Origin of the sequence: Xenorhabdus sp. KK7.4 (assembly GCF_963876465.1) — a bacterium.
Classification (GTDB): domain Bacteria; phylum Pseudomonadota; class Gammaproteobacteria; order Enterobacterales; family Enterobacteriaceae; genus Xenorhabdus; species Xenorhabdus stockiae.
Window position 1 is genome coordinate 150,112 of the sequence record NZ_CAWNQF010000111.1, and the last position, 26,526, is coordinate 176,637.

General features: G+C 43.3%; 23 protein-coding genes. 12 read left to right on the forward strand and 11 right to left on the reverse strand.

What is annotated here, in order from left to right; translation table 11 throughout:
• Positions 1–326: 326 nt before the first annotated feature.
• Genes AACS90_RS19210 through AACS90_RS19220 form a run of 3 tightly spaced genes read left to right on the forward strand, consistent with a single transcriptional unit; the run spans position 327 to position 2,356 of the window.
• Positions 327–770 (forward strand): PTS sugar transporter subunit IIA, encoded by a 444-nt coding sequence (locus AACS90_RS19210; RefSeq protein ID WP_099121165.1) that lies wholly within the window; start codon positions 327–329, stop codon positions 768–770.
• Between the two features lie 29 nt (positions 771–799).
• Positions 800–1,087 (forward strand): PTS sugar transporter subunit IIB, encoded by a 288-nt coding sequence (locus AACS90_RS19215; RefSeq protein ID WP_099121166.1) that lies wholly within the window; start codon positions 800–802, stop codon positions 1,085–1,087.
• A 12-nt stretch (positions 1,088–1,099) separates the two neighbouring features.
• Positions 1,100–2,356 carry a PTS ascorbate transporter subunit IIC gene (locus AACS90_RS19220; RefSeq protein WP_099121167.1) on the forward strand — a complete coding sequence of 419 codons (1,257 nt, stop codon included), beginning with the start codon at positions 1,100–1,102 and terminating at the stop codon, positions 2,354–2,356.
• Positions 2,357–2,455: 99 nt separating this feature from the next.
• Here the strand turns inward: AACS90_RS19220 and AACS90_RS19225 are convergent, their stop codons facing one another.
• Positions 2,456–3,658 (reverse strand): cyanate transporter, encoded by a 1,203-nt coding sequence (locus tag AACS90_RS19225; protein ID WP_099121168.1) that lies wholly within the window; start codon positions 3,656–3,658, stop codon positions 2,456–2,458.
• Positions 3,659–3,895: 237 nt separating this feature from the next.
• Here AACS90_RS19225 and AACS90_RS19230 point away from each other — a divergent pair, with 237 nt between their 5' ends.
• Positions 3,896–4,015, forward strand: coding sequence for a CPCC family cysteine-rich protein (locus AACS90_RS19230; protein ID WP_241538199.1), 120 nt, complete (start codon positions 3,896–3,898; stop codon positions 4,013–4,015).
• A gap of 49 nt (positions 4,016–4,064) precedes the next feature.
• Entirely contained in the window at positions 4,065–4,517 is a 453-nt protein-coding gene (locus AACS90_RS19235) for a hypothetical protein (protein ID WP_099121169.1), read from the forward strand.
• A gap of 56 nt (positions 4,518–4,573) precedes the next feature.
• On the opposite strand, the gene AACS90_RS19240 is transcribed toward AACS90_RS19235, so the two are convergent.
• From AACS90_RS19240 to pgaA, 8 genes are all read right to left on the reverse strand, one after another.
• Positions 4,574–5,551, reverse strand: a complete 978-nt coding sequence (locus AACS90_RS19240; protein WP_339373633.1) for an EAL domain-containing protein — start codon at positions 5,549–5,551, stop codon at positions 4,574–4,576.
• A 346-nt stretch (positions 5,552–5,897) separates the two neighbouring features.
• Positions 5,898–6,383 (reverse strand): OmpA family protein, encoded by a 486-nt coding sequence (locus AACS90_RS19245; protein WP_099121171.1) that lies wholly within the window; start codon positions 6,381–6,383, stop codon positions 5,898–5,900.
• Positions 6,380–7,642: a diguanylate cyclase domain-containing protein gene (locus AACS90_RS19250; protein ID WP_099121172.1), complete on the reverse strand. Its 1,263-nt coding sequence runs from the start codon at positions 7,640–7,642 to the stop codon at positions 6,380–6,382. Before AACS90_RS19250 ends, AACS90_RS19245 begins: the two co-directional genes overlap by 4 nt.
• 4 nt (positions 7,643–7,646) lie before the next feature.
• Entirely contained in the window at positions 7,647–8,228 is a 582-nt protein-coding gene (locus tag AACS90_RS19255) for a YfiR family protein (RefSeq protein ID WP_099121173.1), read from the reverse strand.
• A gap of 294 nt (positions 8,229–8,522) precedes the next feature.
• A complete protein-coding gene (gene pgaD, locus AACS90_RS19260) occupies positions 8,523–8,939 on the reverse strand; it encodes a poly-beta-1,6-N-acetyl-D-glucosamine biosynthesis protein PgaD (protein WP_099121174.1) in 417 nt (138 codons plus the stop codon).
• Positions 8,939–10,264: a poly-beta-1,6-N-acetyl-D-glucosamine synthase gene (pgaC, locus tag AACS90_RS19265; RefSeq protein WP_099121175.1), complete on the reverse strand. Its 1,326-nt coding sequence runs from the start codon at positions 10,262–10,264 to the stop codon at positions 8,939–8,941. The genes pgaD and pgaC overlap by 1 nt, the downstream gene beginning before the upstream one ends.
• On the reverse strand, positions 10,257–12,293 hold the full coding sequence (pgaB, locus tag AACS90_RS19270) for a poly-beta-1,6-N-acetyl-D-glucosamine N-deacetylase PgaB (protein ID WP_099121176.1): 2,037 nt from the start codon (positions 12,291–12,293) through the stop codon (positions 10,257–10,259). Before pgaB ends, pgaC begins: the two co-directional genes overlap by 8 nt.
• A 10-nt stretch (positions 12,294–12,303) precedes the next feature.
• Complete coding sequence (gene pgaA, locus AACS90_RS19275) at positions 12,304–14,805, reverse strand: poly-beta-1,6 N-acetyl-D-glucosamine export porin PgaA (protein WP_193757152.1); 2,502 nt, start codon at positions 14,803–14,805, stop codon at positions 12,304–12,306.
• 758 nt (positions 14,806–15,563) lie between these two features.
• On the opposite strand from pgaA, the gene menF reads away from it, so the two are divergent.
• From menF to AACS90_RS19310, 7 genes are all read left to right on the forward strand, one after another.
• Entirely contained in the window at positions 15,564–16,874 is a 1,311-nt protein-coding gene (menF, locus tag AACS90_RS19280; RefSeq protein ID WP_241538197.1) for an isochorismate synthase MenF, read from the forward strand.
• Positions 16,875–17,030: 156 nt separating this feature from the next.
• Entirely contained in the window at positions 17,031–18,725 is a 1,695-nt protein-coding gene (gene menD, locus AACS90_RS19285) for a 2-succinyl-5-enolpyruvyl-6-hydroxy-3-cyclohexene-1-carboxylic-acid synthase (protein ID WP_099121178.1), read from the forward strand.
• Positions 18,722–19,510: a 2-succinyl-6-hydroxy-2,4-cyclohexadiene-1-carboxylate synthase gene (menH, locus tag AACS90_RS19290; protein ID WP_193757154.1), complete on the forward strand. Its 789-nt coding sequence runs from the start codon at positions 18,722–18,724 to the stop codon at positions 19,508–19,510. Before menD ends, menH begins: the two co-directional genes overlap by 4 nt.
• Positions 19,511–19,522: 12 nt before the next feature.
• Complete coding sequence (gene menB / locus AACS90_RS19295) at positions 19,523–20,380, forward strand: 1,4-dihydroxy-2-naphthoyl-CoA synthase (protein ID WP_099108358.1); 858 nt, start codon at positions 19,523–19,525, stop codon at positions 20,378–20,380.
• The gene (gene menC, locus AACS90_RS19300; RefSeq protein WP_099121180.1) at positions 20,380–21,375 is read left to right on the forward strand and encodes an o-succinylbenzoate synthase; all 996 of its coding nucleotides are present in this window, start codon (positions 20,380–20,382) and stop codon (positions 21,373–21,375) included. The genes menB and menC overlap by 1 nt, the downstream gene beginning before the upstream one ends.
• Positions 21,366–22,775 carry an o-succinylbenzoate--CoA ligase gene (gene menE, locus AACS90_RS19305; RefSeq protein WP_099121181.1) on the forward strand — a complete coding sequence of 470 codons (1,410 nt, stop codon included), beginning with the start codon at positions 21,366–21,368 and terminating at the stop codon, positions 22,773–22,775. Before menC ends, menE begins: the two co-directional genes overlap by 10 nt.
• Before the next feature lie 117 nt (positions 22,776–22,892).
• Entirely contained in the window at positions 22,893–23,435 is a 543-nt protein-coding gene (locus tag AACS90_RS19310) for a YfaZ family outer membrane protein (RefSeq protein ID WP_099121182.1), read from the forward strand.
• A gap of 60 nt (positions 23,436–23,495) precedes the next feature.
• Here AACS90_RS19310 and tyrP read toward each other — a convergent pair whose 3' ends face one another.
• A complete protein-coding gene (tyrP, locus tag AACS90_RS19315; protein ID WP_099121183.1) occupies positions 23,496–24,701 on the reverse strand; it encodes a tyrosine transporter TyrP in 1,206 nt (401 codons plus the stop codon).
• Positions 24,702–25,125: 424 nt separating this feature from the next.
• Positions 25,126–26,364 (reverse strand): MFS transporter, encoded by a 1,239-nt coding sequence (locus AACS90_RS19320; protein WP_099121184.1) that lies wholly within the window; start codon positions 26,362–26,364, stop codon positions 25,126–25,128.
• Positions 26,365–26,526 lie beyond the last annotated feature (162 nt).

The following is a 26,526-nucleotide window of genomic DNA, read 5'->3' on the forward strand; positions in this document are numbered from 1 at the left end:
TCACTAGAATGCAAATGTCAGATTGCGATGCGCCTGTTAGGGCGCGGCAGGTAAGAGAGCCTTATAGGCGCATATGAAAAACCCCCGGCTATGCCGGGGGATACTTATTTACGTATCTCCTCATCCTTTCCCCATAATGTGATTTACTCCGTATTATTGTGATTTTTATTTCTTTCCGTCAGTAGGTTTGATTTGCACTGGCTATTCTTTTAATCATCGATGCCCTTTATGGAAATAACCGCTTGTTAACGAAATATACTGGATGGATTTCAAAATGCAGCCACAAAGAGGCAATTTGAAAGACGAAGAGTATACGGGGAAATTTAATGCTGCGAACCTTATTAACCCGCGATGTCATCCAATGGTTTCCTGATGTCAGAGATTGGCACGAGGCCATTGAAATCGCCTGTCAGCCACTGATTAATAATGGAGCGATTCAACCCAGTTATGTCGAGGCGATTTATGAGTCTCATGAAAAATTTGGTCCTTATTACGTTGTGGGTTCAGGTATAGCAATACCACACGCCAGACCAGAACAGGGCGTTAATCGGCTTGCCCTGAGCCTGACATTAATAAAACAGGGTGTCAGATTTGGGTCAGTAGAAAATGATCCGGTTAAATTATTGTTTGTATTTGCTACAACAAGTAATTACAGCCATATAGAAGTCATTGCTGAACTGGCTGGGTTATTTGATGATCAGGAAAAAATTAATCGATTAATGCAGGCTAAAAATCAGGATGAAGCTTTTTCCATTATTCAGGGGTATTAACCACTACTTTTAGTTAACAGGAAAATAAGATGAATATAACCGTTGTTTGCGGTCATGGTTTGGGTACCAGCCTAATAATGGAAATGAGTATTAAAAGTATTTTGCAGGAATTAGGTGTTGAAGCCAGTGTCGGACATACAGATTTAGGTTCAGCAAAAGGAATAAAGAGCGATATTTTTGTTGCGACAAAAGATATTGCAGAACAACTGGCTGAGCAGCAGGTCAATGGAAAAGTTGTTGTATTAGAAAATATGCTCGATAAATCTGCAATGAAATTACGTTTATCTGCGGCATTGCAAGATCTTGGCAGATTGTAACCGGAGACGAATATGGATTTTTTCCGCTTTCTGATGAGTGACGTATTGGCAGAGCCTGCTGTTTTAGTCGGATTGATTTCCCTGATTGGCTTGGTATTGCAGAAAAAACCTGTGACTGAGTGTATTAAAGGGACAGTAAAAACCCTGCTCGGGTTTGTTATTTTGGGCGCTGGTGCGGGAGTTATCGTTTCTTCATTGAGTGGATTCGCCGTTATTTTTCAACATACTTTTGGTATTCAGGGTGTTGTGCCGAATAACGAAGCTATCGTATCAATCGCGCAGAAAAGTTTTGGCAAAGAGATGGCGATGATTATGTTTTTCGCAATGGTGATTAATATTCTGATTGCCCGCTTTACGCCGTGGAAATTCATATTCCTGACCGGCCATCACACATTATTTATGTCGATGATGGTGGCCGTTATTCTTTCTGTCGCCGGGATCCATGGTGTGGCACTTGTTGCGACGGGGTCAATTGTTGTTGGTGTTTCAATGGTCTTTTTTCCGGCAATAGCTCATCCTTATATGAAAAAAGTGACCGGTTCTGACGATGTAGCCATTGGGCACTTTTCGACACTCTCTTATGTTCTGGCTGGGTTTATTGGCAGTAAACTGGGGAATAGGGAGCATTCCACAGAAGAAATGAACGTACCAAAGAGCCTGTTATTTCTGCGTGATACTTCTGTTTCCATCTCTCTAACGATGGCAGTTATCTTTCTTCTCACCTGTCTGTTTGCTGATCAGGAGTTTGTACGGCAGATCAGTGGTGGAAAAAACAGCATCATGTACTCTTTGATGCAGTCGATCACATTTGCAGCAGGGGTTTATATCATTCTACAGGGAGTCAGGATGGTCATTGCCGAAATCGTGCCTGCATTTAAGGGTATCTCCGACAAATTAGTCCCGAACTCCAAACCCGCACTGGATTGCCCGGTAGTTTTCCCTTATGCCCCCAATGCGGTACTGATTGGTTTCCTGAGCAGCTTTATTGCTGGTGTCATCGGCATGTTTTTACTCTATTGGCTGAATATGACGGTGATTATACCCGGCGTTGTTCCTCACTTCTTTGTTGGCGCAACTGCGGGTGTTTTCGGTAACGCAACGGGAGGGAGAAGGGGAGCAATCCTCGGCGCTTTTGCTCAAGGCCTGTTAATTACATTTTTGCCGGTATTCCTGCTGCCTGTACTTGGCGATATCGGCATCGCCAATACCACATTTAGTGATGCTGATTTTAGTGCCGTGGGGATTTTACTGGGGCTGATTGTTCGTTGATTTTGCCATCAAATATTAATGATCAATGTATGAAGATATCAGCATCACCATTGGTTCTGGTGATGCTGCCAGAAGGAGCAGGTAGAACCCACATTAATTCTATTCTGCAAAATGTAAATTGTACTCGGCTGGTTTAAAGCGCCATGCCATGAATATCATCACACAGGTAATAGTAGCAAGGATTGCCCACGCGGAACTGAAGCTGGAATATGTATCCTTAATATATCCTGCCAGTAATGGTGATAAAGAGGCTAATATATAACCTATTCCTTGAACAAAGGCTGTCAGTTGGCCGGCTTTAGCGGGAAAAGAAACATGGTCCATTGTGACAATCAGGCTCATAGGAAACAGGCCTCCAATCCCAATACCAAGTAAACCGGACCATAATAAGGCATATTCAGATGGTTTTAGCATCAGTCCTATAAAACCGATAACAATACAACCAAGCAGGAATGTTAAAATCCAGCGGCGATCCTTACTCCTGCTAGCGATAATAGGGATTATTAAACCGGATATGACTTCCATCAATGTCAGATAAGCGAGAATTAAGCCCGATTCTTTGTCTTGCCAGCCTAAATCAAAGTAATAGGGTGGTAACCAGGCTAAAACGCAGGTATAGGAGGAAGTGCCAAGGCCAAAGAACAAACCCAGTATCCATGCCCGTCGGTTCTTAAAGAAGGACGTTTTTTGCTGTTCAGGCACACTCTTGATATTTTCTGTTGGCTGATTCCCTGAAATTAATTTCTTAGCTGAAAGCCAAACCAGTAATGCAAAAATGGCAACTCCTGCCCAGACAGAAAGCCCGACCCTCCAACTGGTGAAATATTCAGCGATAAATGGAGATGATGAAGCTGCCACAGCGGCACCCCCCATTATTGCAGTGACATAGACTCCCATATACAGTTCAATTGAGTTCGGAAAACGGCTTTTAATTATTTTTGGAATAACCGCCTGAATAATGGCAATTCCTGCACCTGCTACGACAGCAGTGATCAATAAATTGATAGAATCCGTCGCATATAATCTGAAAAAACTGGCTAGAGCGATAAATATCAATGATACACTGACGACCCGATGCTCACCGATAGCATCAGCAAGGCGAATACCTATAAACATGGCAATACCCATGGCAAATACCGGCAACATAGTGAGTAAAGAGACCAACGTATAGCTCAGGGGAATTGCATCACGAATTGAATTCAGAAGTGGCCCGATTGCTGCCATAGAAGGGCGTAAGTTCAGTCCGACTAAAACAAAAATGATTAACAGTAAAAAACTATTATTTCTTAACGAACTATTCATTTTTTAACTCTTTATTAATTGGGAGGTTCTATCTGACGGAATTTTTTGGATAAAGTTTGAATATTTAAACCTGATTTTTAATTTGTGCCAAGGAAAAATCCAATAATATCTATAAAAAATTAAATAAAACTTATTTTTCACAGAGTTAAAGAATTTACGTGAAGTCATTGTTTTTGAAATTATTTCAATTTATTTAATAGTTTTATTATATGTAAAGTAAATTATATTATTTTTTATATTTTTAATTGGGACGATGATCCTGCTCAACATAAATACTCTGACCTTGCCGGAGGTGCTAATTCTATGAGTTTAAATGAGGCCAAAAATGCCTTTAAACAAGGTAGAAGAGTAGAGTAATTTTATGTATTGTGGTTTATAGTAAATTTGACGGAATAAAGAATAATAAATGGAAAACTATAAAAAATACACGATGGATAAAGCGGATAGAATGTTACAACCTATCATTGGTGGTGAGCTTATCTTATTAAGTTATATCAGTTTTTCACTGGAGGGTAGATTTAAATTTCTCGGTAAAATAGAGAATTTGGAAAATCAATCCGATACCAAAATATTAGCGGCCATGAATTTTAAAAGGTACCTTTCAGATGATGTTTTTATAATTAATGATAACTCTTATATAAAAGATGAAGTTTATTTCATGAATATCAGATATGTCGAGTTATTTGTAAATGATTATTTAAATAAAAATTCAGAGTGTTTCTTCAATGGAGATGCTTTTTTTATTTCTCCTGCTAAAAAAACACTCATTGAGTTTCAACATGATGGTTATATTTTTTTACATCAATTACCCATTTTGATTAGTGAGAATGAAAAGAAAATAATTTCAGTAAAAGTATGATAAAAATCTATTTGCTATGAGTTTCAAGTTCACTGTTTTAAGTGTAGTCACATGATTTATTTTAACCATTTTTTAACAAATTCTTCTGGTGATATAGGGCGATCAAAGTAATAACCTTGTAGGTAATTGACCGAATAGTTTTTCAGCTGGTTTACCTGTTTTTGATCTTCAACTCCTTCAGCGACAATTTCTAAATTAAGCCGTAAAGCGAGGTCAATAATATTTTCAACAATATGCTTTGAAAACCTATCACTGTTCATTTTACTAATGAAATTATGGCCTATTTTTACCACATTAACGTTTATTTTTTGTAAATAAGCATGATTAGAATGGCCTGTGCCAAAATCATCTAAAGCGATTAATACACCTAATTTATCTAATTTATTAAATAGTTCGATTGTGTGTGCATCTGGCTCGAGTAATTCTCTCTCGGTAATTTCTAATATCAGATGGATTGCATCTTCAGGAAATGCCTGTAGAAAGTTGCGACAATCCTCAACTAAACCACTATCTTTATAATGTTTTGCACTGATATTGAAATTAAAGTGAAAATTTGGTGGTAGCTGATAGGCGAAAGAGGCAAAAAAATCACGAACTTGAGTAATTAAGTTATGTGTTAAGGGAATAATGAGGTCCGATCTCTCAATTTGTGAGATAAAGCTTTTAGGCTCTATTAACCCTTGTTTTGGGTGTTGCCAGCGAACAAGTATTTCACACCCGATAAGGGAGTTATTTTTACTACAGATAATGGGCTGAACATAAGGAATAAATTGTTTGTTTTTAATGGCTTTTTTAAATTGATAGTCAGGAATAATAACAGTTTTGGTATGTTTATATAAAACGATAGCGTATAAAAATATGAGTATTGTCAATGTTAGCAAAACCCACTCTAATTCTATATCAGGCCTGATATTATTCCGATAATCAGAAAATACTTTCCATAATAGATTACCAGCACTCAGAGTGATGGCGATGAATAGTACCACAAATGCCCGATACAACGTTCGGTATGATTTAAAATTCAGCCCCATCATTTCTCCTTTTTGATAAAGCCCATTATCCAACAGTAGTCTTACTGTCTGGATTTGTAAAATTTTGTGAGCTTGCTGCTGATAAAAAATGACTGTTTGCTTGAAAAATAACGCTGGCTATCTTACAGGAAGAGATTGAATACAGGAACTATATATATATTTATATAGCAAGAATTGAACAACAAATTACGTAATCGGTGGCAGTAATTAAAATAAACCGATTATTGTTTCCATCCTTGGTGAAATAATTAAATTATTTTATTGATTAATGTCAATCTTTCGCCAGATTATTCCTTCTTTTATTTATTCCCCTCGTATTTTAAGTTATATCTTAAAGTCTATTGGAAGTTTATTGTGATGTAATCACAATCGCCACTCGACGGTTTTCTGCCCTTCCTTTTGAACTGCGATTATCTGCAACCGGCTGGCTTGGCCCCAATCCGCGGGTTTCTAAGCTGGATCTGTTCATTCCTCCCCGTGTCAGGGCATCTGCAACCGTGTTAGCCCGTCTTAGCGAGAGTTGGTTGTTATAGCTTAATTCACCGTGGTTATCCGTGTGACCGTCAAGGCGTGCATGTTCAATGCCTGTTTTGGATAAAATAGCTGCCAGCTTTTTCAGTTTTTCTTCCCCAGCAGGTTGCAAGTGAAATTGGTTATTACCGAAGAGGACTTTTTCTGACAGACCAAATAGCCATCCTTCATCCGTTTGCTGAAATCCTTGTTGCTTAAGAACTTTGATTTGTTCCGTTGTTAGTTTGCCCGTATGTTGGCAGGCGTTAAGAAGGAAAGGGCCAATTAATGAAATCATTAATATAAAAGCGCGTTTTTTTATCATGATGAATTTCTCGATAAGTAGTTTACTTTTGTTGTGTCAGCGGAGTGCCAGCCACCGCCGCGCTGTTTGATGTGATACATAGCGGCATCCGCTTCAGACAGCAACTGTTCTGCTGTTAAAGCGCCATTTGACAGAGCAATACCAATGCTGAGTGTGATACGTAGCTGTTGGCCGCTGGGAAGCTGAATCGGGGTATCCATCGCGTGAATGATATTTTTAGCGATCCGCTCAGCATCTTCTAAACTGGCTGAAGGTAATAAAATGGCAAATTCATCACCACCGAGGCGGGCGACAGTATCTGTTTTCCGGACTTTCTTTTTTAAAGTATCGGCAATTGTGATCAGGACGTGATCGCCTGCTGCATGCCCATAAACATCATTGACATATTTGAGCCGATTACCGTCAATAAATAAAATGGCAGCACTCTCCCGCATGAACTTGTCATTCATCACGGTGGACAGAACACGCTCAAAAGTCGCCCGGTTGGGTAATGTGGTGAGAGAATCGTGTTGTGCCTGCCATGTCAAAGCGGCTTTTTCAGTTTGTAAATGATGCTGCCACTCTTCCAGTTCTTCCAGCAGGTGGTTAAAAACCTGACTGAGTTCATGCAGTTCTGCAATTTGAGCGGAAGGAACCCGCTGAGAAAATGCCCGCCGCTGGCGTACATCATGGGCAACGCTGGCAATGTTCTGTAGTGTTCTGACAACGCCGTCATGCATGCGCAGGGAAAGATAGAGTGAAAGTATGGCGCTGATCAGGAGGCAGGCAAACAGTACCAGTAAGGCCTGATAGATAAATTTGGTGATGTGTTCACTATTACCGATTAACCAGACTGAACCAACTTGCTGTTGGTGGTGATAAATAGGAAATGTAACGGGTTCAGGAAATATCCAGTATTCAACCAGTTTCTTAAAATTACCGGTGCGTGTTATCTGTTTGGCATGCCAGCTGGCTAATACCTGATTTTTTGCATCAAAAATCTTTGCTTCGGTAAAACTATCGTGAGCAGCAATCATTTCCAATATTTCGTTTGCAGCTGTTTTATCATTAAATACTACTGCTGCCTGTACGGTATGGGCTATTGTCGATGACATCTGTTTCAGATTATTTTCAGCATATTTCTGCATGGCAAAGAGTGCCAGTAAAGAAAGAAACAGACCGACAACCGATAATGTAACAATAGTAATGATCAGATGGATACGGTGAACTGTCTGACGTAATGTCGGGCGTGATGGCATTAATGAATAACGCTTTTTCATACAGTTATTCCGCCTTACGAGCCAATTGCAGGACATTTGGATCTACGCGTATACCACTGCGAGTCAAAATATCGAGATTAAGGTTAAACGTTGTTTGTGTACTATCTATATTGAGGCAGAATGCACTACCTATTTCACAATGTTGGTTTTGTTCAGCAATAGTAAGAAGTGGTTTATTATTTTTCTGATTAAATACTTGATGTTGAAGTATAGGGTCAATCTGACCGTAGTAAATAATATCACACTTATTGACTAGTTGTTCTGTATTGAAATTTAGAATTTCTATCCGTAATTCTATTTCATCAGGAAACATATTAATATTTTTTAAAACACGAATGTAATTAGAAGGGGGTACCAGACATAAATGTAATGTCGGACGTGTGACTGGCCAATATGTATAACTGATAATGCCAGAAACGACACGTACAACATTTTCATTTATTTTTATTTTCTCTTTAGTTTCAGGCATAGCTGTTACTATTGAATTACATATCACCATGGTTATACATAAAACCGTCAATACCCGTAAAAATAATTTGTAAGCACAATGTTTGACAACACAGAGAGTCCATTCAATTAAGCACATAACGGGATCCCGTTTTTATCTTTCATATTATTAACAGTCATTAATATACACTTAGTCTTTCAAGTCGCCTCTTTGTTGGCTGTATTTACTCATTTTAGTTACTTTTTTTATTAATATATGGTTATCCGTATCGCAGGGTTGTCATTCTAAATATATTGGGTATGGAACCTATCTCATCATGGCACTCTGTACAAAAATCATTAATCATCGGTTGTAAATGGTCGTATATGAGATAGGTTGAAAAATATATTAAATAATAGGGAAAATAGTTATAAAAACCATTTCCTTTATTTATTAATTTGGTTTTTCAGCGACGCCTATTATGTGACCATGATTATTATAAGTGATATCAGACACTTTTCCTTGATTCAAACTGTCTATTATTCTTTCTTCCAAAGAAAAGCTTGTTGCAATCTCATCATGGTTTAACGCAGGCTGATGGCGACGTCGTTCAATACGAAAACGAATTTGATTATACTTTGCCCAGCCGATCAGCAGGAATGCATTGAATATAGCGACAATGATATAGAGAGCAATTGAGCTTAACTCCGAGCTGAATATATACATCACAGGCTTAGGGCCATGATGGGGCGAATTAAATAACCCCGAAATAAACAAATAGACAAATCCACACCACGCTAAAATAGTCAGTGTGACATCAATAAGACGAGGTAATAATTTCTTTTCTGTAAATATTAAGGGATCTTTCATTATTCTATTCTCTCTATTCCACGGTCAGGGCTTTCCCAACGAGCACGTTTGCGGTGGACTTTAAGCATAACTTTGGGAAAAGAGACCAGTGTCGTAAACAGGTTCAGCATCCAATATACGACCGGATACCAGATCACCCAGAAAAGTGATGATGCGACGTGTTTTTCATAGCGACGTTCAATTAACAGGCTGACAGTAAACTGAATCAGACAGGTTGCGGCTAATACCAACCCGGTATATCCGGGTGGGAAAAGGGTATAAACCCGAATGGTTTCAGGTAATGTGATAAGCATGCCGAGGAAAAACAATATAATTGAAAGGGCAAAGGTAAATGACCAGATTACCGAACAGCAGAATTCGGCAAATAAAACCCACATACGGCGATATTCCCATGCCCAGAGTTTCCGCAGGTTTTTGAGAAAGACTTCAGCTCCACCCTGTGCCCAGCGCAATCTCTGTTTCCATAACCCACGAAGCGTTTCCGGCATCAGGATCCAGCAGATAGCCCGAGGCTCAAAGAAGACGGACCAATGACGTAATTGCAGTTTCCAGCTGACATCAATATCTTCTGTAATCATGTCGTTGCTCCAATAACCTACATCGGCAAGAGCACGGCGGTTAAAAGCAGCGACCACACCGGAAACGGTAAACACCTGACCGTAAATCCGCTGAGTACGTTTGATAAGGCCAATGATAGAGGAAAATTCACCTACCTGAATTCGGCCAACCAGAGTAGAGCGGGTACGTATCCGAGGGTTACCGGTCACTGCACCGACACGGGGATGGTCAATCATCGGTTTCACCATCCATACAGCAGCATCACGATCTAACAGAGCATCACCATCAATACAGACCAGATAATCACTGTTGGCAGCAGCAGCACCGGCCTGAAGCGCGGTGGCTTTCCCCTGATTCTGTTTCAGATGTATCACTCTCAGGGCGCTATGCTGTTTCGCCATATCATCAAGTTCATGGGCTGTGCTGTCGGTTGAACCGTCATTGATTGCGATCACCTCAATATTGGAATAGCGCTGATTCAGTGCTGCCTGTAGTGTTTCACGCACATTAGGGCCTTCGTTATAGCAGGGGATCAAAATGGATATCAGAGGTTCGCTCTCCAGATGGGGCGGCTCATCACTTTGTTTCCAGTGTCTTTCACGATAAAACCAGAAATAAACCCCACCTGAAATCCAGATGGCAGACATAAACAGGGGCCAGAAAAACACAAAGTTCAGCATAACTTCACCGGTAAAGGTGACAGCAATACCGATGGGAATACTCAAAACAATACAGAGCACAATAAAAGCAAGAATACGGTCAATCATTGAGTGGATACCATTCTGAGGAAAGAACAGGACGGATCGAGTTCATTTCTGGTTGATTATTAATAAAGTCATCAGGGTAGTAACCAAAATTTTGGGCACCATTCAGCTGTAACTGGCGCATCCATTCAGCGAGTTGTTCGCCTGATATCATTCTTTTATCGGATGGTTTGCGCCAGTCTACGGCTTGCAGTTCAAATACCGTTTTACTCAGTGCATCCGGACGCTGACCCACAGCTTTCACTAAACGGGATAGCCACTGATTACTTTTTGACAGCGGGATATTTTCCATTAATGGCATTGCCATCGGTGCAACCCAGTCATAATGGGCAAGAAAATCATCCAGATTCTGGGCAAACCACTCTTCGCTGTCCGGTTCCAGAATCGGCAGCGCAAAAATATTACGGGCAGTTTTTACCTGATAACCCCGGACGGATTTAACGGCATCAGTGAGTTCCTGAGTGAAATCGGTCAGGTATCGGCTTTTGAAGCGGCTCCAGCGGGCGAATTTTTCCGGATCCTGACGGATTTCGGCAATAGAGGCCGGAAAGCCTTCTCGCTGATAAACCCTGATTGCATCCGGACCGGCATCTTCAAAATCGGACATGATGGCATCATCGTGATACAGCACACCCTGAAAAATGGAATGAGCAGCTAAATCCTGATAAATCTCTTTAATTCTGCGGCGATTTTCTAGGTTATAAGGCGATAACCGACGGTATTGTGCTTTGTTAACGGATAACTCACCGCTATTTTTGTCGTAGCTCAATACGCGGGGCAGGGAAGGCTCTAATTCAAATGCCAGAACCGGCATCCATGCATAGACATCAATATTTAACCGGCTGTGTATCTGCCAGGAAACCCGGTTAAATAAATCGGCCCGCATTGGTAACCAGCGATTAGGGAAGTAAAGTTCACGTACAGTGCCATCGCCTGTAGGATCCGCGAAAGCCTGTAGGAAAACCGTATTGATACCGAGGTCGGCAACACGCTGTACCAGCTTGTCGAGATTACTTGCTTGCTGAACAGGGTCAGGGTCATAAACATAATCCAGATCAATATGGGCGATACGCAGAGGAAATTTATTCTGAACCTGAATAATCTGTTCAGCGAATTCTTTCAGGGTTGGGTTGTTTGTCAGCAAGATCCGTGGAACATTATCCAGATTTTTGGCATTAGCCAGACCAGTGTCGAGAGTCAACGCCAATTTATAGCCGTGTTGCTTTGCTATATCCAGCGTGACACCACTGTCAATACCGTAAGGCCAGACCCAGACACGCGGCTTTTTACCTGTAGCAGAAATGATCCGCTGCGTGATTGTCCTGACATCCTGTTCCATACGCTGGCGGAATGCCTTTTCAGTTTCATATTTGCCAGTTTTGCGGTCATAGATTCGGGTAGCAGCGGCAGGTTCGGTATTCCCCTGTGGATTACCAAGAGCACCGTAATGATGTTGATAAGTATGTGAGCCAATTTCCACCAGACCGGAACGGGACATTTCGGCAACCTGTGCCCAGGTGGTAAAGCGTTCTCGCGGTACTTTCAGTCCACCAAAATTTACCGGCTTTCCTGCGGGAGCATCAACCCAAATACCGACCGGAGCCAGAATAGCAGGCCAGTTATAGGCTTTCAGTAACGGAAAAACCCGGTGATAGAAACTGCTGTAACCGTCATCAAAAGTGAGTAGTACGGCTTTAGGCGGTAGTGGTGTTCCCCCCTGATTAGCTGTGAGGATCTGGTCAACGGTAATAGGTTGATAGCCATTGGCGTGCAGCCAGGCAAATTGATCATTCAGCGCACTGGTACGGACGGACATAAAGCGTTGGTCAGCACCATCATCTTCAACATCATGGTAAGCCAGCACGACAAAACTGTTATGGGGCCAGGGGCGTTCGTTCATCGATAAAGGGCGTTCCGCCGGTGGAACGAAATCAGGCTTTCCGGCGTGTGCCATGACACTGAGTTGAGAAATAAGCAGGCTAACCAGCAAAGCTGAAATCATTAACCAATAGCGAATTACGTTAAAAGTCATAGAAAATCCTTTAGAACCGATACGTTAAATCAAAAGCAGCTTGCAGGTTTTTTTCGCGTCTACCGTCATAAGGGCGTTTATCCAGCGTGAGCCGCACGCCTGCATCCACAACATCATTCCACTTAATACGTTGCCCATAACTAACCGTAGTTATCAGTCCTCCGCCATAATCTTTCTGCCAGTACTCGCCGATACCTGCCGTGAGTTGCTGGCTCCAGACGGTCTGATAATGCCGATAAATGATGTGATCCGCTTCCAGCGCCGGAAGCAGGGTAAAATCATTTCTGGGATTGAAATAAGGGGTATTTTGCTTGCTGTTATGGGTTGTACCGACTTCCAAAGTCGCATCGAGTTTCAGATAAGGAGCGGTATAGATGCGTTGCATTCCGTTAATGCTATAAGCAAACCGGTTATTACCATCGGAAAAAAAGGAAGGTGCGAAACTGGCACTCCACTGGCTGCGTTCGCTGTATCTCCAGCGGCTATAGATTTGCCCGCCATTGGCGTAAATATTATTGGTTAATGCCCGCAGGGGAGTGTTCCGTGCCAGCCGTTCTGCTGATCCACCCAGACGCCATTCATCATTAAAATCGTACCAGCCGGTAAAACGCAGGCCGACTTTATTGCCATGACGATAATTCCGGCCAGAAATTTCACCCTCCAGCCAGATATCCCGTGCACGCCATTCTAAACCGCCACGTAAATCACGGTTTAATCCACGGCCTTCGCTGAACTGAGCGCGGTTATATGCACCACCGGCAAACAGACGCCAGTTATCGTTAATGGGCGGGCTATAAATAACAGCATCAATGTCTGAACTGCTTTTACCGCTGGTGGGGCTGTCTGAATCAATACCCTGATTAACCCTGACACGCAGCTCTGACATATGATGAACATTGCGCAGGCGGTTAAAACGTTTGCCCAGTACATTCTCTGGTGCGCGGGAGATGACATCATCAGCCAGTAAATCAACCTGTTTCCACTCTTGTAATGCTAAAGCAGTATAACCTTGCTGGATTTCCAGTGATAAATTACGGTGATCAAGCCCTTCAGCCTGTTTTAATTCACTCTCGGCCCGACGAGGCCAGCCTCGATCCAGCCAGATTGCCGCCAAATCGAGACGCAATTTTTGATTGGAAGGGGCTGTACGGGCTAAATGCGTAAAACGCTTTTCTGCCTCAGGTAAATCTTCATTAAGTTGTGCTGATTCCGCCAGAAATTGCTGCCCTTGCAGCCAGCCGTCATTAGGAACCCGGATTGGAGAGCCGTAAACATTAACCATATAAACATTACGTTGTTTGATATTGGCAGCGAGTTTTTGGGCTTCATTTAGGTGCTCGCTTTCCACATCGGAATAAAAAAGAACGCTGTCATCTTCCAGTGTGATATGGGAAGTCGGCGTTTTTTTATCAGGGTATTTCCCGTTCGGGTAACTCAGCGGGCGCAGAATGTTCCTTGCTTTATCTGGCTGGCGAAGATTCAGATAGGCTGCCGCAGCCCATTTATGGGCATAATCCGGTATTTCTGTGTTTTCTTCTGTTGATGAAGGCTGTTGCAGGCGTAAATATTCTTCAATAAGTTCCTGTGTCCGGAAACGGGCGAGTAATGCCCCAAGGCGATCAATTCGGGCACGTCGGTAATCCTGTTGGGCATCTGGCTGTTCACGCCACTCATTTAGCATATGCTCATAACGGACAAGTGCTTTGTCAGCAATATCAAACCGCTCTGTTTCACTGCGGTTAGGGATTATGGCAAGACGAACTAATTCAGCCGCGGCATCGGCTTCCAGCCTGCGCTGTTGACCCGGCGATAACTGTAATTGCGAGACGTATTTTTGTTCTAAAGACCATGCCGGGCCATTCAGTCGATTATTTTTCAGACTGAACAGATAGTCGTGAGTGGTATTTTTATCATTGGGAAAACGCTCGTGAGCGGTGGAGAGCATTTCCATGGCATCCCATGTGCGCCCGGCTGCTTCATCAACATAGGCCATTAAACGGTAATTAGCGGCATTGGGATGTTGTGCCAGTAACCTTTTTGCCAGCCTCCGAGCCTCATTATCTCGTTTGGCATCTGCCAGCGTCATAATCAGGCCTGCTTTTAGATCGTGGTTTTGTTCTTCAAGGACAGAAGCCAGATGCCATAATTGGACGGATTGTGTCCACTGACGCTGATTGCGATAAGCCCGTGCAGCAGCAGCGATGCCTCTGGCGGGTAATTCCATGGAATGATAGCGTTGCCAAAGTTCAATCACTTCATTATCTCGCCCTGCCCAGCCTGCAATTTGTAACCAGTCAGCAACCTGAGAAGACGAAAGTTTCCGCCGCTTTTCTTCTTGACGAATATATTCAAGCATGGGGATGGTATTGCCATTTCTGGCTTGCAGGATTAACTCGTCATAATCCGCGTTTGCAGCTTCTGACGTTATTAGACAACTTAGTGATACGAATAACGATAATAGTTTATACCGATATCTATGAAAGCCTATCGGCTTAAAATAAAGATATAGCACGACATCCCCTTTTATACTGCTTATTTAGAAAACAGCAGAATCAGACGAAGTAAAATTGAATTTAGATTAAGAGAAAATTTTTGTTTCTTCATTTTTGAAGAGGCGAAATAATACGTATTGTGTGACTTTATATCAATGGGTAATTCATGAAAAGCAATAAATAAAATATAATTACACTTAGAATAAGTAATATCGTATTGTTACATTTATTGGTAATAATGAAATTAATATTAAAATCAAAGTGTTGTTATTTTAAGATTTTTCTTATGGCGTTTTTTAATTAAATAAATTCATTTAATTCAGAGTTGATGAAATATATTTATTAACAGTATTGATATTCTTTATTGATGATTCGTTTTACTGTTTTTAGTAAATGGTGACTGTATTTTTCCTACTTTTATCTTCATCAATTTTCTGAATATGGTCTATATTATTTTGTGACGGCTATTTTATAAAAAATATCCATTTTTATAATTAAATGTGGCTTTTAGGCTTTGTGTTGTTTATTTTTAAAATAAAACATCTTTTATCTTCGAGGGATGATGCATTATCGATGGTTTTATCCATTTAATTGAATGATATTGTGTCCGATTTTTTTGATCAAAAAACACAAAAATTCGGTAAGGAAGAACGAATTTAACATTGAATGCCTTTTCCGACATTAACCTCAGCTGCAACCATACAAACAATAAGTGCTTTAATAATTCCGGTTGGTTCGTATAATCCTGCCTTTTATTATGTTGTTAGTGAGGAAAGTTGTGGATCAGATTGCCAGTATCATCGCTAATGTATGCGAAACTCTCAGAACCAAAAATGTTAGCGAAGTGGGTATTCAGTCGTTCAGTTTTCCCCTTTCTGTAACCGATGATACTGACTGGCTGGAATGGTTAGCTGTTCAACCGCATTACCCGCAATTTTACTGGCAACATCGCGATGGACATGAAGAAGTTGTTGCCTGTGGGCAAATCCGCCTCTTCAGGGATGCCGCTCAGGCAGAAAAGTTCTTAAACCAACATGCTCAATTTCCCCAAATGCGTATTTGGGGCTTGAACGCGTGGGAAAAGGAAGAAAACACAGATAATGAAGAAAGTTATCTGTTCTTGCCAAGAATAGAAATACGTCGCTGTCATAAGGCCACTTATTTATATCTGAATATTGATGGACAGGCTGACATCGATACTATTTACGCATTTCTCAGAAAAATTGCACCTCATCAGCCATTTCAATCATCACGAGTAACGATTTTAAATACCAAGCATCGGCCTGAAAGTGAGCAGTGGAATACACTGCTGGAGCAGGCGCTGGATGCCATTACCCGCAAAAAAATGGAAAAAGTGGTGATGGCCCGAAAAACAGAACTCATGCTGGATATGCCTTTGCAAGCAGGACAATTTATGGCGACCAGCCGTGAGGTGAATCATCACTGTTATCACTTCATGCTTGCTTTCAGTGATACGCAGGCCTTTCTTGCTTCCACTCCTGAGCGGCTCTATTACCGTCACCAGTTACAGTTATTTACTGAAGCTCTGGCGGGAACAACAATAAATTCTGATGATGACCAAAAGGCAAAAGAGCTGGGGCAATGGTTATTAAAGGATAAAAAGAACCAGCATGAAAATCTGATTGTGGTGGATGATATCTGCCAGCGTTTACAGGGAGGTGTGACAGCAATCGATGTTGCTCCGCCTGATGTTATTCGTTTACGTAAAGTACAACACCTGCGCAGACATATTAATGGTTTTTTAAATCAGGTTTCGGACAGTGATTGCCTGAGTCGTTTACAACCAACCGCTGCTGTTGCTGGTCTGCCACGAGAAGCCGCCCGGCAGTTTTTAGCTGAGAATGAACCTTTTCGCCGGGGTTGGTATGCCGGTTCTGCCGGATATTTGGGGCTTGAGCAGAGTGAATTTGCCGTTTCGCTGCGGTGCGCATACATAGATGGCGCTTTATTGTCATTGTATGCCGGGGCAGGGATTGTTTCTGGCTCAGATCCTGAACAGGAATGGATAGAAATTGAGAATAAGGCAGCAGGGTTACGCTCATTGCTCAGTAATTTATCTATGGAATAGCTGCATGAAATGATGCATGGAGTATTGTCAATAAAATGATATTTCTTTGAACTATCACAAGGAAAGTGTTTTTAAGGGAATGAGAACGGCGAATATCTTATATAATTCATTTTCTTAAATAATGAGTTTTCTTTTTAAATAATTTTCGAACATCCTATGTCAAACAGCGCACTGAACCGTCGTTGGGCGGAACTTTTACTGGAAGCACTGACCCGCCACGGTTTGCGTCATGTGTGTATTGCTCCCGGCTCCCGTTCTACTCCACTGACACTTTCCGTTGTAAAGAAAGCTACTGCCCAGAACGGTAAGCTGATATGCCATACTCACTTTGATGAGCGAGGGTTAGGCCATCTGGCACTGGGGCTGGCAAAAGCGAGCGGGGAACCCGTTGCTGTCATCGTGACATCAGGAACCGCAGTTGCCAATCTCTATCCTTCCCTGATTGAAGCGGGTTTAACCGGAGAACGGCTGGTATTTCTCACCGCAGACAGACCGCCGGAGCTGATTGACTGTGGTGCAAATCAGGCTATTCGTCAGCACGGTATTTTTGCTTCACATCCATCACAAACACTCACTTTGCCGCGCCCAACCACCGATATTTCAGCCAGCTGGCTGGTCTCTGTTATTGATAATGCGATGTCTAATCTCAGGCAGGGAGGGCTGCATATTAACTGCCCTTTTGCAGAACCTTTGTATGGTGATGATGATCAATACCAGTCATGGTTACAGACTCTGGGAGACTGGTGGCAGGGGGATCAGCCGTGGCTTCGGCAATCGATGGTGACTGTGACAACCAAAGTGACTGACTGGGATTATTGGCGGCAAAAACGGGGTGTTGTTCTGGCAGGAAGAATGCGTGCTGAAGAAGGGCAGCTTGTTGCACAGTGGGCAAAAGACATGGGATGGCCATTGATTGGTGATGTCTTGTCTCAGACAGGCCAGCCTTTGCCCTGTGCTGATTTATGGCTGCATCACCCTCGAACACAGGAAATTCTGGCAAAAGGAGAACTGGTTATCCAGTTTGGCTCCAGCCTGACCGGTAAGAGACTATTGCAGTGGCAGGCGACATGTCAGCCAGAGGAATACTGGGTTATCGATTCTATTGCCGGAAGGCTTGATCCAGCCAATCATCAGGGACGTAAATTTACCTGCGATATCGCAACTTGGTTACAAGAGCATTCTGCGCATACGGATCACCCTAATGTTTTTTGGGCGAATGAACTGGAAATATGGTCAGAAAAGGCATCGGGATGTGTGGCTGAAAAACTGTCGGGTAAATTCAGTGAGGCTGCGGTTGCCCATCAGTTGTATCAGTTATTACCGGAAGAGGGGCAACTATTTGTCGGCAATAGTCTGGTTGTCCGCCTGATTGATGCGCTGGGGCAACTCCCTGTCGGTTTTCCGGTTTACAGTAATCGCGGAGCCAGTGGTATTGACGGGTTAATTGCAACTTCAGCCGGAGTACAACGGGCAACCGGTAAGCCCACGCTGGCGATTATCGGCGATATTTCGGCACTTTATGATCTGAACAGTCTGGCTTTATTGCGGGAAATTTCATCACCGATGGTGCTGATTATCGTCAATAATAATGGCGGTCAGATTTTTTCATTACTGCCTACACCACAGGAAGCGCGCCAGCAGTTTTACTGTATGCCGCAAAATATCAGTTTTAACCATGCCGCAGCTATGTTTGGCCTGCATTATAGCGCTCCACAAAGTTGGCCTGAGTTAAAACAGTCCGTTGAACAGGCATGGCTGCAAAATGCTGCAACGGTCGTGGAATTAAATGTGACAGATAATGAAGGTGCGATGTGCCTGCAAACGTTACTAAAACAAGTGGCGGAACTGTGAAGCTGGCCTGTCAGACATTCAATACGGACAAACAAGGCCCATGGCTGGTTTGGTTGCATGGTCTGCTGGGATGTGGTCATGAATGGCAGCCCATTATCAGTGCCTGCAACCAGTATCCTTCTTTGGTCATTGATTTGCCCGGTCATGGTCATTCTGCCGATATGCCGCTTGTGGATGTTTTTGCGAAAGATGGCCTTGCAGAGATGAATGCGCTACTGAGCAAAATCTTACTTGCGTACCAGATCCATGATTACTGGTTAATTGGTTACTCACTGGGTGGCCGGATTGCCATGTATCACGCAACTCAAGCTCAGGCAGTGCAGGGTTTAAGGGGGATTCTGGTGGAAGGCGGAAACCCGGGGCTGTTATCTCAGGAGGAACGTGAAGCCAGATTATTACATGACAAAAACTGGGCACAGCGTTTCCGTTCAGAGCCTATAGCGGCAGTTTTAGCGGATTGGTATCAACAGCCTGTATTTGCAGATTTACCTGCTGCGCAACGTATCAGGCTCATTCATCTTCGTAGCCAGAACAGGGGCAACAGTATTGCAGATATGCTGGAAAATACCTCACTCGGGCACCAGCCGTATCTGCTCCCGGAATTACAAAAACTGGCAGTACCTTTTATTTATTTATGCGGTGAACATGATCAGAAATTTAAGGGAATAGCGCAGCAGTTTGCATTGCCATTAAAAATAATTTCTCAGTCTGGACATAATGTCCACAGTAGTAATCCTGCGGGTTTTTCAGCCGCAGTGAACCACTTTTTATCACTTTTTGGCTAAGGACGTTTAATAATGCTCTACCCATGCGAAGAAAAATTATATGCGCCGATTGACTGGCAAGACTGTTCTAATGGATTTGAAGATATTCTTTATCATAAATCTACCGATGGTATCGCTAAAATCACAATCAATCGCCCACAAGTGCGTAATGCCTTTCGTCCTTTGACGGTTAAAGAGATGATTCAGGCGCTGGCAGATGCACGCTATGACGATAGCATCGGCACAATTATTCTGACCGGAATGGGAGAAAAAGCCTTCTGTGCCGGCGGCGATCAGAAGATCCGGGGCGATTACGGTGGTTATCAGGATGATATGGGAACACATCATCTGAATGTACTGGATTTCCAGCGCCAGATTCGTACTTGCCCAAAACCGGTTGTCGCTATGGTTGCCGGATATTCCATTGGTGGTGGGCATGTCCTGCATCTGATGTGTGACCTGACCATTGCCGCAGATAATGCGATTTTTGGACAAACGGGTCCTAAAGTCGGCTCTTTTGATGGTGGTTGGGGCGCGTCTTATATGGCACGTATTGTCGGGCAGAAAAAAGCCCGTGAAATCTGGTTCTTGTGCCGCCAGTACAATGCTCAGGAAGCGCTTGATATGGGGCTGGTTAATACTGTCGTTCCTTACGCTGAGCTGGAGAAAGAAACCGTGCGCTGGTGCCGTGAAATGCTGGAAAACAGCCCGATGGCGTTGCGTTGCCTGAAAGCTGCACTGAATGCAGATTGCGATGGACAGGCAGGTTTGCAGGAGCTGGCCGGGAATGCCACCATGCTGTTTTATATGACTGAAGAAGGGCAGGAAGGGCGTAACGCATTCAATGAAAAACGTCACCCTGATTTCAGTAAATTCAAACGTAACCCATGATGCGTAAAGCAACTCTTTATCACTACAGCCTGCCGATGGAGGCAGGTGTTATCCTGCGCTATCAGCGCCTGAAAACCCGCGATGGTTTTCTGGTTCATATACAGGAAAATGAGGAACACGGTTGGGGAGAAATTGCTCCGCTGCCGGAATTCAGCCGTGAAACACTTGAGCAGGCAGAACAAGCCGCAGTAGCGTGGTTAACGCGCTGGTGTCAGGCAGAAAAAGGCGCAGAGAAAGAACCGGAACAGAGTGAATTACCTTCTGTTGCATTTGGTATCAGTTGTGCGCTTGCTGAATTGCGGGGTGAATTGCCGGAAGAAGCTGACTATCGCAAAGCACCATTATGTACCGGCGATCCTGATGATGTGATCCTGCATCTGGGGAAAATGGCCGGACAGAAAATTGCGAAAGTGAAAGTAGGTTTATACGAGGCTGTACGGGATGGCATGGTTGCTAATGTTTTGTTGGAAGCTGTGCCTGAACTTCGCTTAAGACTGGATGCCAACCGCAGCTGGACACGTACTAAAGCGGATGGATTTGCCAAGTATGTCAATCCGGATTATCGCCAGCGTATTGCTTTCATTGAAGAGCCTTGCAAAACCCGTGAGGAGTCACTGGATTTTGCTCGCGAAACAGGTATTGCTATCGCGTGGGATGAAAGTGTCCGGGAAGACGGTTTCACGGTAAAAGCTGAAGCTGGTGTTGCTGCTATTATCATCAAGCCCACTTTGGTTGGCAGTATTGACCGTTGCTGTCAGTTAATTACTGAAGCTCATCAGGCAGGATTGGAAGCCGTTATAAGCTCAAGTATTGAAACCAGTTTTGGTCTGACGCAACTGGCCCGTTTAGCACACTGGTTAACGCCTGATACACTCCCGGGATTAGATACTCTGAATTTGATCCAGTCACAACTTATCCGTTGCTGGCCAGACAGTGACATTCCTTGCCTTGAATCAGACAAACTGGAAATAGCATGGAGCCATGAATGTCATTAGCGTCGTTTAACCAATGGCCGTGGCATCACTGGGCGGTTTGTGCTCCGGAAAAACAGGCTGCCTTGTTGTATGGAAAACCCCTGACATGGCAGCAGCTAGCGACAAAAATTAATACTATTGCAGATTGTTTCCGGCAACAGGGGGTATCAGAAGGCAGTGGAGTGATCCTGAGGGGGAAAAATAGTACTGATTTATTACTCTGTTACCTTGGCGCACTACAATGTGGGGCAAGAGTACTGCCACTGAATCCTCAACTTCCCGAATCATTGCTGGTGGAATTACTTCCCCGGCTGAATATGGCATTTGTGGCTGATTTTACCGATTCCCCTTCATCGGTTATTCAGGCAACGGAACTCAACTGGCAAACTAAGTTTACAGTTACGTCAGGAAAATATGTCACATGGGACTTAATTCCATGGGATGAGTATCGCCCGGCCAGTATGATCCTGACTTCAGGATCTTCCGGGCTGCCTAAAGCCGTTGTGCATTGTATGGAAGCCCATTTTGCCAGTGCAAAGGGTGTTCTTTCCTGTATAGATTTCAGTTCACATGATCGCTGGTTATTGTCATTGCCCTTATACCATGTTTCAGGTCAGGGAATACTCTGGCGCTGGTTGCTGAAAGGTGCAGTGCTGGTATTAGAAGACATGCGCTCTCTGGATAGGGCTTTATCCGGTTGTACTCATGCCTCCTTAGTGCCAACGCAATTATGGCGCTGGCTGTCTCAGCCACATGAATATAAACAGACTTTAAAAGATGTGTTACTGGGTGGGGCAATGATACCGCAGGAGCTTGTTCAACAGGCCGGAACACTGGGTATTCGCTGCTGGTGTGGTTATGGCCTGACTGAAATGGCTTCAACAGTCTGCGCAAAGCGTGCAGATGGTTTACCGGGGGTGGGAACACCATTGCCGGGAAAAGAGATCCGTTTGCAGGATGATGAGATACAGATCAGGGCAGACAGCATTGCGATGGGGTATTGGTCTGATGGGAAATTACAGCCTCTGCTTAACGAAAATGGCTGGTTTTCCACCCGTGACCGGGGCGTCTTTGAGCGGGATGAACTGTGTATTCTCGGGCGTCTAGACAATCAGTTTTTCAGCGGTGGAGAAGGTATCCAGCCGGAAGATATTGAGCGAATCATTAACCAGCATCCCGAAATTCAGCAAAGTTTTGTTGTTCCTGTACCTGATCCTGAATTTGGGCATCGGCCTGTCATGGTAATCGAAACAAACTCACCTAAACTTACAACAACACTTGCTAGCTGGCTTTCGGATAAACTTGCGTCATTTCAGCAGCCTGTAGCCTGTTACTTACTGCCTGAGCAGCTAAAGAGTGATGGAATAAAAATTCCACGGCAGCAGGTTAAACAGTGGGTGCTGCAAAAATATGTTACCTGAATATCTTGATTAATCTAGATAGTTTATTAATTTTATAGTTTATGGTGTTTACTGAATTCCAGTAAAATGGCTTGCAACAAGTAGTGGCAATTACCAATTAGAGAAGAAGGAAACGATATGAAAGGTTTTATTGCTGTCAGTGCTGCTAGTCTGCTCTTTATGACTGGTACAGCAAATGCAATTTCTGTAAATGTTGAGGCAGGAAAGCACTATACCAGTACATCTGCGGGAATTGGTGATAAAAATGCGGGGTTCTCCCTTAACGGAAACTGGGCCCGCAGTGATCATAATGGTCAGTTGGGTAGCCTGGGACTGGCCTTTGCTTTGCCTGTTGGCCCGCTGACAGCCAGTGTTGGTGGTAAGGCTCTCTATCTGTCGCCAAAAGTCGGAAAAGATGGCGCTGCATTAGCTGCTGGTGTTGGCCTCAGTGCAGCGGTAACACCATCACTGTCATTATATGGTGAAGCTTATGGTGCTCCATCAGGTTTTACTTCAGGTATTGACTCTTATACAGAAGCTAACGGTGGTGTCCGTTATCTCCTCTTCAGACCACTGAGTGTTGAAGCTGGTTATCGCGTGATTGATCTAAAAGGAAAAGGCGGGGATCGCAGTAATAAAGTGTCAGATGGTTTTTACATTGGCGCAGGCGTGAATTTCTGATATCTCCAATGAAATTATCCGCATCTGTAAAGATGCGGATATGCCTTTCTCAGTGGCGGGTTAGCCAACCTCGGGCAGTATGCCTGTAACAATGCCAACCTGAATAGCAATAACAGCAATACCGCACAGGAAAATGAGGACGAGTGCCGGATTACCACCTTTCACACGATATCCTCCCTGATTTTCTTTGCGGCAGCGCCAAACCAGCAGGCAGGGGAGTATCAGAGCCAGAATTGACAGCGCAACGGCAGCGAAAGTCAGAGCCATCACAAAGTTAGGGTAGAACAGGGCGCAAAGCATGGGAGGCACAAAAGTTATCAGGCCGGTTTGCAAACGCTCTTTGGCATAATTGCGGCGTTTTAGCAGGTCAGCAAGATAGTCAAACAGACCCAGAGAAACACCCAGAAACGATGTCGCCAGTGCGAGATCAGCAAACAGATGAACAGCAAGTTCAACTTTTGGTGACGCAACAACTTCTCGGACAGCCTGCAATAATCCATTCAGTCCTGACTGTTGTGCCAGAATCCCGACAAAGGTATTGGAAGAAATAGCACCAAGAGTCACTAACTGCCACAGGATATAAGCACTCAGCGGAATAGCACTACCGATAAGGAATATCTTCCGCAGCTTATTTGTATCCCCTCCCATATAGGCAACGATACTTGGCACACTGCCATGAAACCCGAATGAAGTAAAAATCACCGGAATGGCTGACAGAACAAGCCCTTTTTCTATTGGCATGGATATCAGGTTGATTTTATCAACATGAGGCATCATCACACCAAGAACGAGCACCAGAAAAATGACTTTAGCAGTAAATAGCAGGCGATTAATTAAATCAACAGATCGGGTGCTAATGCAGACGACACTTCCGGCGACCAGTGTAAATATAATGATCCCGATAGAAACAGAAATGTCTTTCTCTAACCAGGCAGATAAACTGGCAGCCAGCAACTCACCAGCACCACTGATATAGGCGGTTGTCAGAGCATACATCAGAAATAGCATGCTGAACCCTGTTAACACCTGCCCACCGACGCCCAAGTAGCGTTTTGCGATAGTTCCCAGCCCGGTATTGGCTTTATTATATTGATAAACTTCTACCAGCAGGAGTGCGGTATAACTCATCAAAGCCCATAGGCCAACTAACATGGCCAGTGTTGTACTAAAACCTACACCTGCCGCAGCCAGAGGCATGGCGAGCATTCCTGCCCCAATCGTCGTTCCGGCGACGATAAAAATACTGCCAGTAGTGCGATTCTTCACGCGATCCTCGTCTCTGAATATATTGATAAAATAGTAATAAGACTGGCAGAGTAAAGTATTGATGTATGGCTGTCAAATTCGCGATACATAGATCGTAAAGAAATAATTACACTGTGTGCTAAAACTGAGAAGTAGATTAAAAAATTAAATTTAATAAATTAATCTAATGTTGAATCGCTGTATCTGTGGAACCCCGTCGAAAAGAAAAGAATTCAAGTAATAGTCTTGATATTACAGATTTTGGTTGTTATTTGTTTAGCTTTATTAGCGCCTCTGGTTATCGCCATCTGAACCGAGAATAACGTATGGTAGTAAGCCTGAAAGTAGAAAAGAAAAAAACCGTGCTCCTGAGATAACGGTTTTTTTTCTTATACAGTGCCAGTTATGTGAATTGAACGGGTGACTTACTGATTACTGTTCTTACTTAGCGAATTACTTTTCTGTTGATAACACCCAGACGCATTACAAAAAGTAACCAGCTAATTAACAGTAATAACCCACCACCTATTACTGTTACCCTAATATTAATGGTATCGAGGAAACCACCTGCCAACATGACTATCAGCGTGGCCAGCGCCTGAATGGAACTGATAGAACCCATGATTTCTCCCTGTTCATTCTCCGGCGCAAGATTTGAGATACTGCTTATTAAACCAGTCAATGCAAAACCCATCGAGGTGACGAAAAGAGTAATGAATACATGCAGGTAAATAACATTACTGACCATTGAAATGGCTATGACGGCAAGTGATGACACCACAAGTGAATATTGCACCATATTTTCAGGTTTAGTGACTTTGGCAACGTGCCTTACCACCAGATACTGAAACAATGCATAAGTTGCTCCCATTATGGCGAGAAAAGATCCAATCTGGAACGAACTGAAACTATAAATATCCAGTAGATAAGCGGGTAGGAAAGACTCAAACAGCCACCAGCCAGCAACAAAAATTGTCCATATCGTAAATGCTATTCTTAGCTTAGTGTGACTGTAGGCTTTTGCTATTTGCACCAGACCGGAAAACGCATTTATTTTTTCCTGTGTATGCTTTTCCAGAGTATCGGGATATGTAACCAACGTGTAGATAAATAAGAGCGTAAAAATAACAGCCATAATCGCAAAGGGTGTCATATACCCGTTGAACTGCCCCAGAGATAAATTAGTTAGCCAGCCTCCGATTGGCGGCCCTATCACCCAGGCCAGACCCAGAGCAGTCTGTATCATAGAGAGATTTTTAGTTTTATTTCCCGGCTCGCTGATATCCGCCATGCTTGCTTGTGCAATTGCCACGTTACCTGCCATCATCCCTGCGAGCAAACGGCTAAGCAGTAGTAACCCCGCTGATGCTTCAACGACTGCATAGCCACTGGCAGCAAAAGCTATAGCAGTACCCGCTACAGTAATTAACATCATTTTTCTGCGGCCATAAATATCCGACATTTTGCCCAGTATGGAAGCACCAAAAAACTGGCCCAAAGGATAGATTGCAAGGAAAACCCCCAATATAACTACCTTTTTTTCGTGATCCCATCCTTCCGGGAAGAGTGAAGCGGCATCAGAAATCATCATGTGTGGAAATATCGCCACCACCATTCCCAAACCGATAAAATCAAGTAGCGCAACCAGCACCAGATACCAGATCAGAACCGGTTTTTCTTTCATTTTCGTACTCCTCAAATTTACTCATTTAATACAGATGACAGAAGGATTCAGTTGCCATCTGTTTCTCAATCAAACTGAGAGTTGCTTCTTTGTTTGTTGGCTGCACTCACTCATCCCGACCATAGAGTTATCTATACTCCCGAGGGGGAACTCCCTTGTCGC

Bases quoted from the DNA above. Each gene is read 5' to 3' on its own strand.
- AACS90_RS19210 (WP_099121165.1), top strand. From the start codon at position 327: ATGCTGCGAACCTTATTAACCCGCGATGTCATCCAATGGTTTCCTGAT.
- AACS90_RS19215 (WP_099121166.1), top strand. From the start codon at position 800: ATGAATATAACCGTTGTTTGCGGTCATGGTTTGGGTACCAGCCTAATA.
- AACS90_RS19220 (WP_099121167.1), top strand. From the start codon at position 1,100: ATGGATTTTTTCCGCTTTCTGATGAGTGACGTATTGGCAGAGCCTGCT.
- AACS90_RS19225 (WP_099121168.1), bottom strand. From the start codon at position 3,658: ATGAATAGTTCGTTAAGAAATAATAGTTTTTTACTGTTAATCATTTTT.
- AACS90_RS19235 (WP_099121169.1), top strand. From the start codon at position 4,065: ATGGAAAACTATAAAAAATACACGATGGATAAAGCGGATAGAATGTTA.
- AACS90_RS19240 (WP_339373633.1), bottom strand. From the start codon at position 5,551: ATGATGGGGCTGAATTTTAAATCATACCGAACGTTGTATCGGGCATTT.
- AACS90_RS19245 (WP_099121171.1), bottom strand. From the start codon at position 6,383: ATGATAAAAAAACGCGCTTTTATATTAATGATTTCATTAATTGGCCCT.
- AACS90_RS19250 (WP_099121172.1), bottom strand. From the start codon at position 7,642: ATGAAAAAGCGTTATTCATTAATGCCATCACGCCCGACATTACGTCAG.
- AACS90_RS19255 (WP_099121173.1), bottom strand. From the start codon at position 8,228: ATGTGCTTAATTGAATGGACTCTCTGTGTTGTCAAACATTGTGCTTAC.
- pgaD (WP_099121174.1), bottom strand. From the start codon at position 8,939: ATGAAAGATCCCTTAATATTTACAGAAAAGAAATTATTACCTCGTCTT.
- pgaC (WP_099121175.1), bottom strand. From the start codon at position 10,264: ATGATTGACCGTATTCTTGCTTTTATTGTGCTCTGTATTGTTTTGAGT.
- pgaB (WP_099121176.1), bottom strand. From the start codon at position 12,293: ATGACTTTTAACGTAATTCGCTATTGGTTAATGATTTCAGCTTTGCTG.
- menD (WP_099121178.1), top strand. From the start codon at position 17,031: ATGTCAAACAGCGCACTGAACCGTCGTTGGGCGGAACTTTTACTGGAA.
- menB (WP_099108358.1), top strand. From the start codon at position 19,523: ATGCTCTACCCATGCGAAGAAAAATTATATGCGCCGATTGACTGGCAA.
- menC (WP_099121180.1), top strand. From the start codon at position 20,380: ATGCGTAAAGCAACTCTTTATCACTACAGCCTGCCGATGGAGGCAGGT.
- menE (WP_099121181.1), top strand. From the start codon at position 21,366: ATGTCATTAGCGTCGTTTAACCAATGGCCGTGGCATCACTGGGCGGTT.
- AACS90_RS19310 (WP_099121182.1), top strand. From the start codon at position 22,893: ATGAAAGGTTTTATTGCTGTCAGTGCTGCTAGTCTGCTCTTTATGACT.
- AACS90_RS19320 (WP_099121184.1), bottom strand. From the start codon at position 26,364: ATGAAAGAAAAACCGGTTCTGATCTGGTATCTGGTGCTGGTTGCGCTA.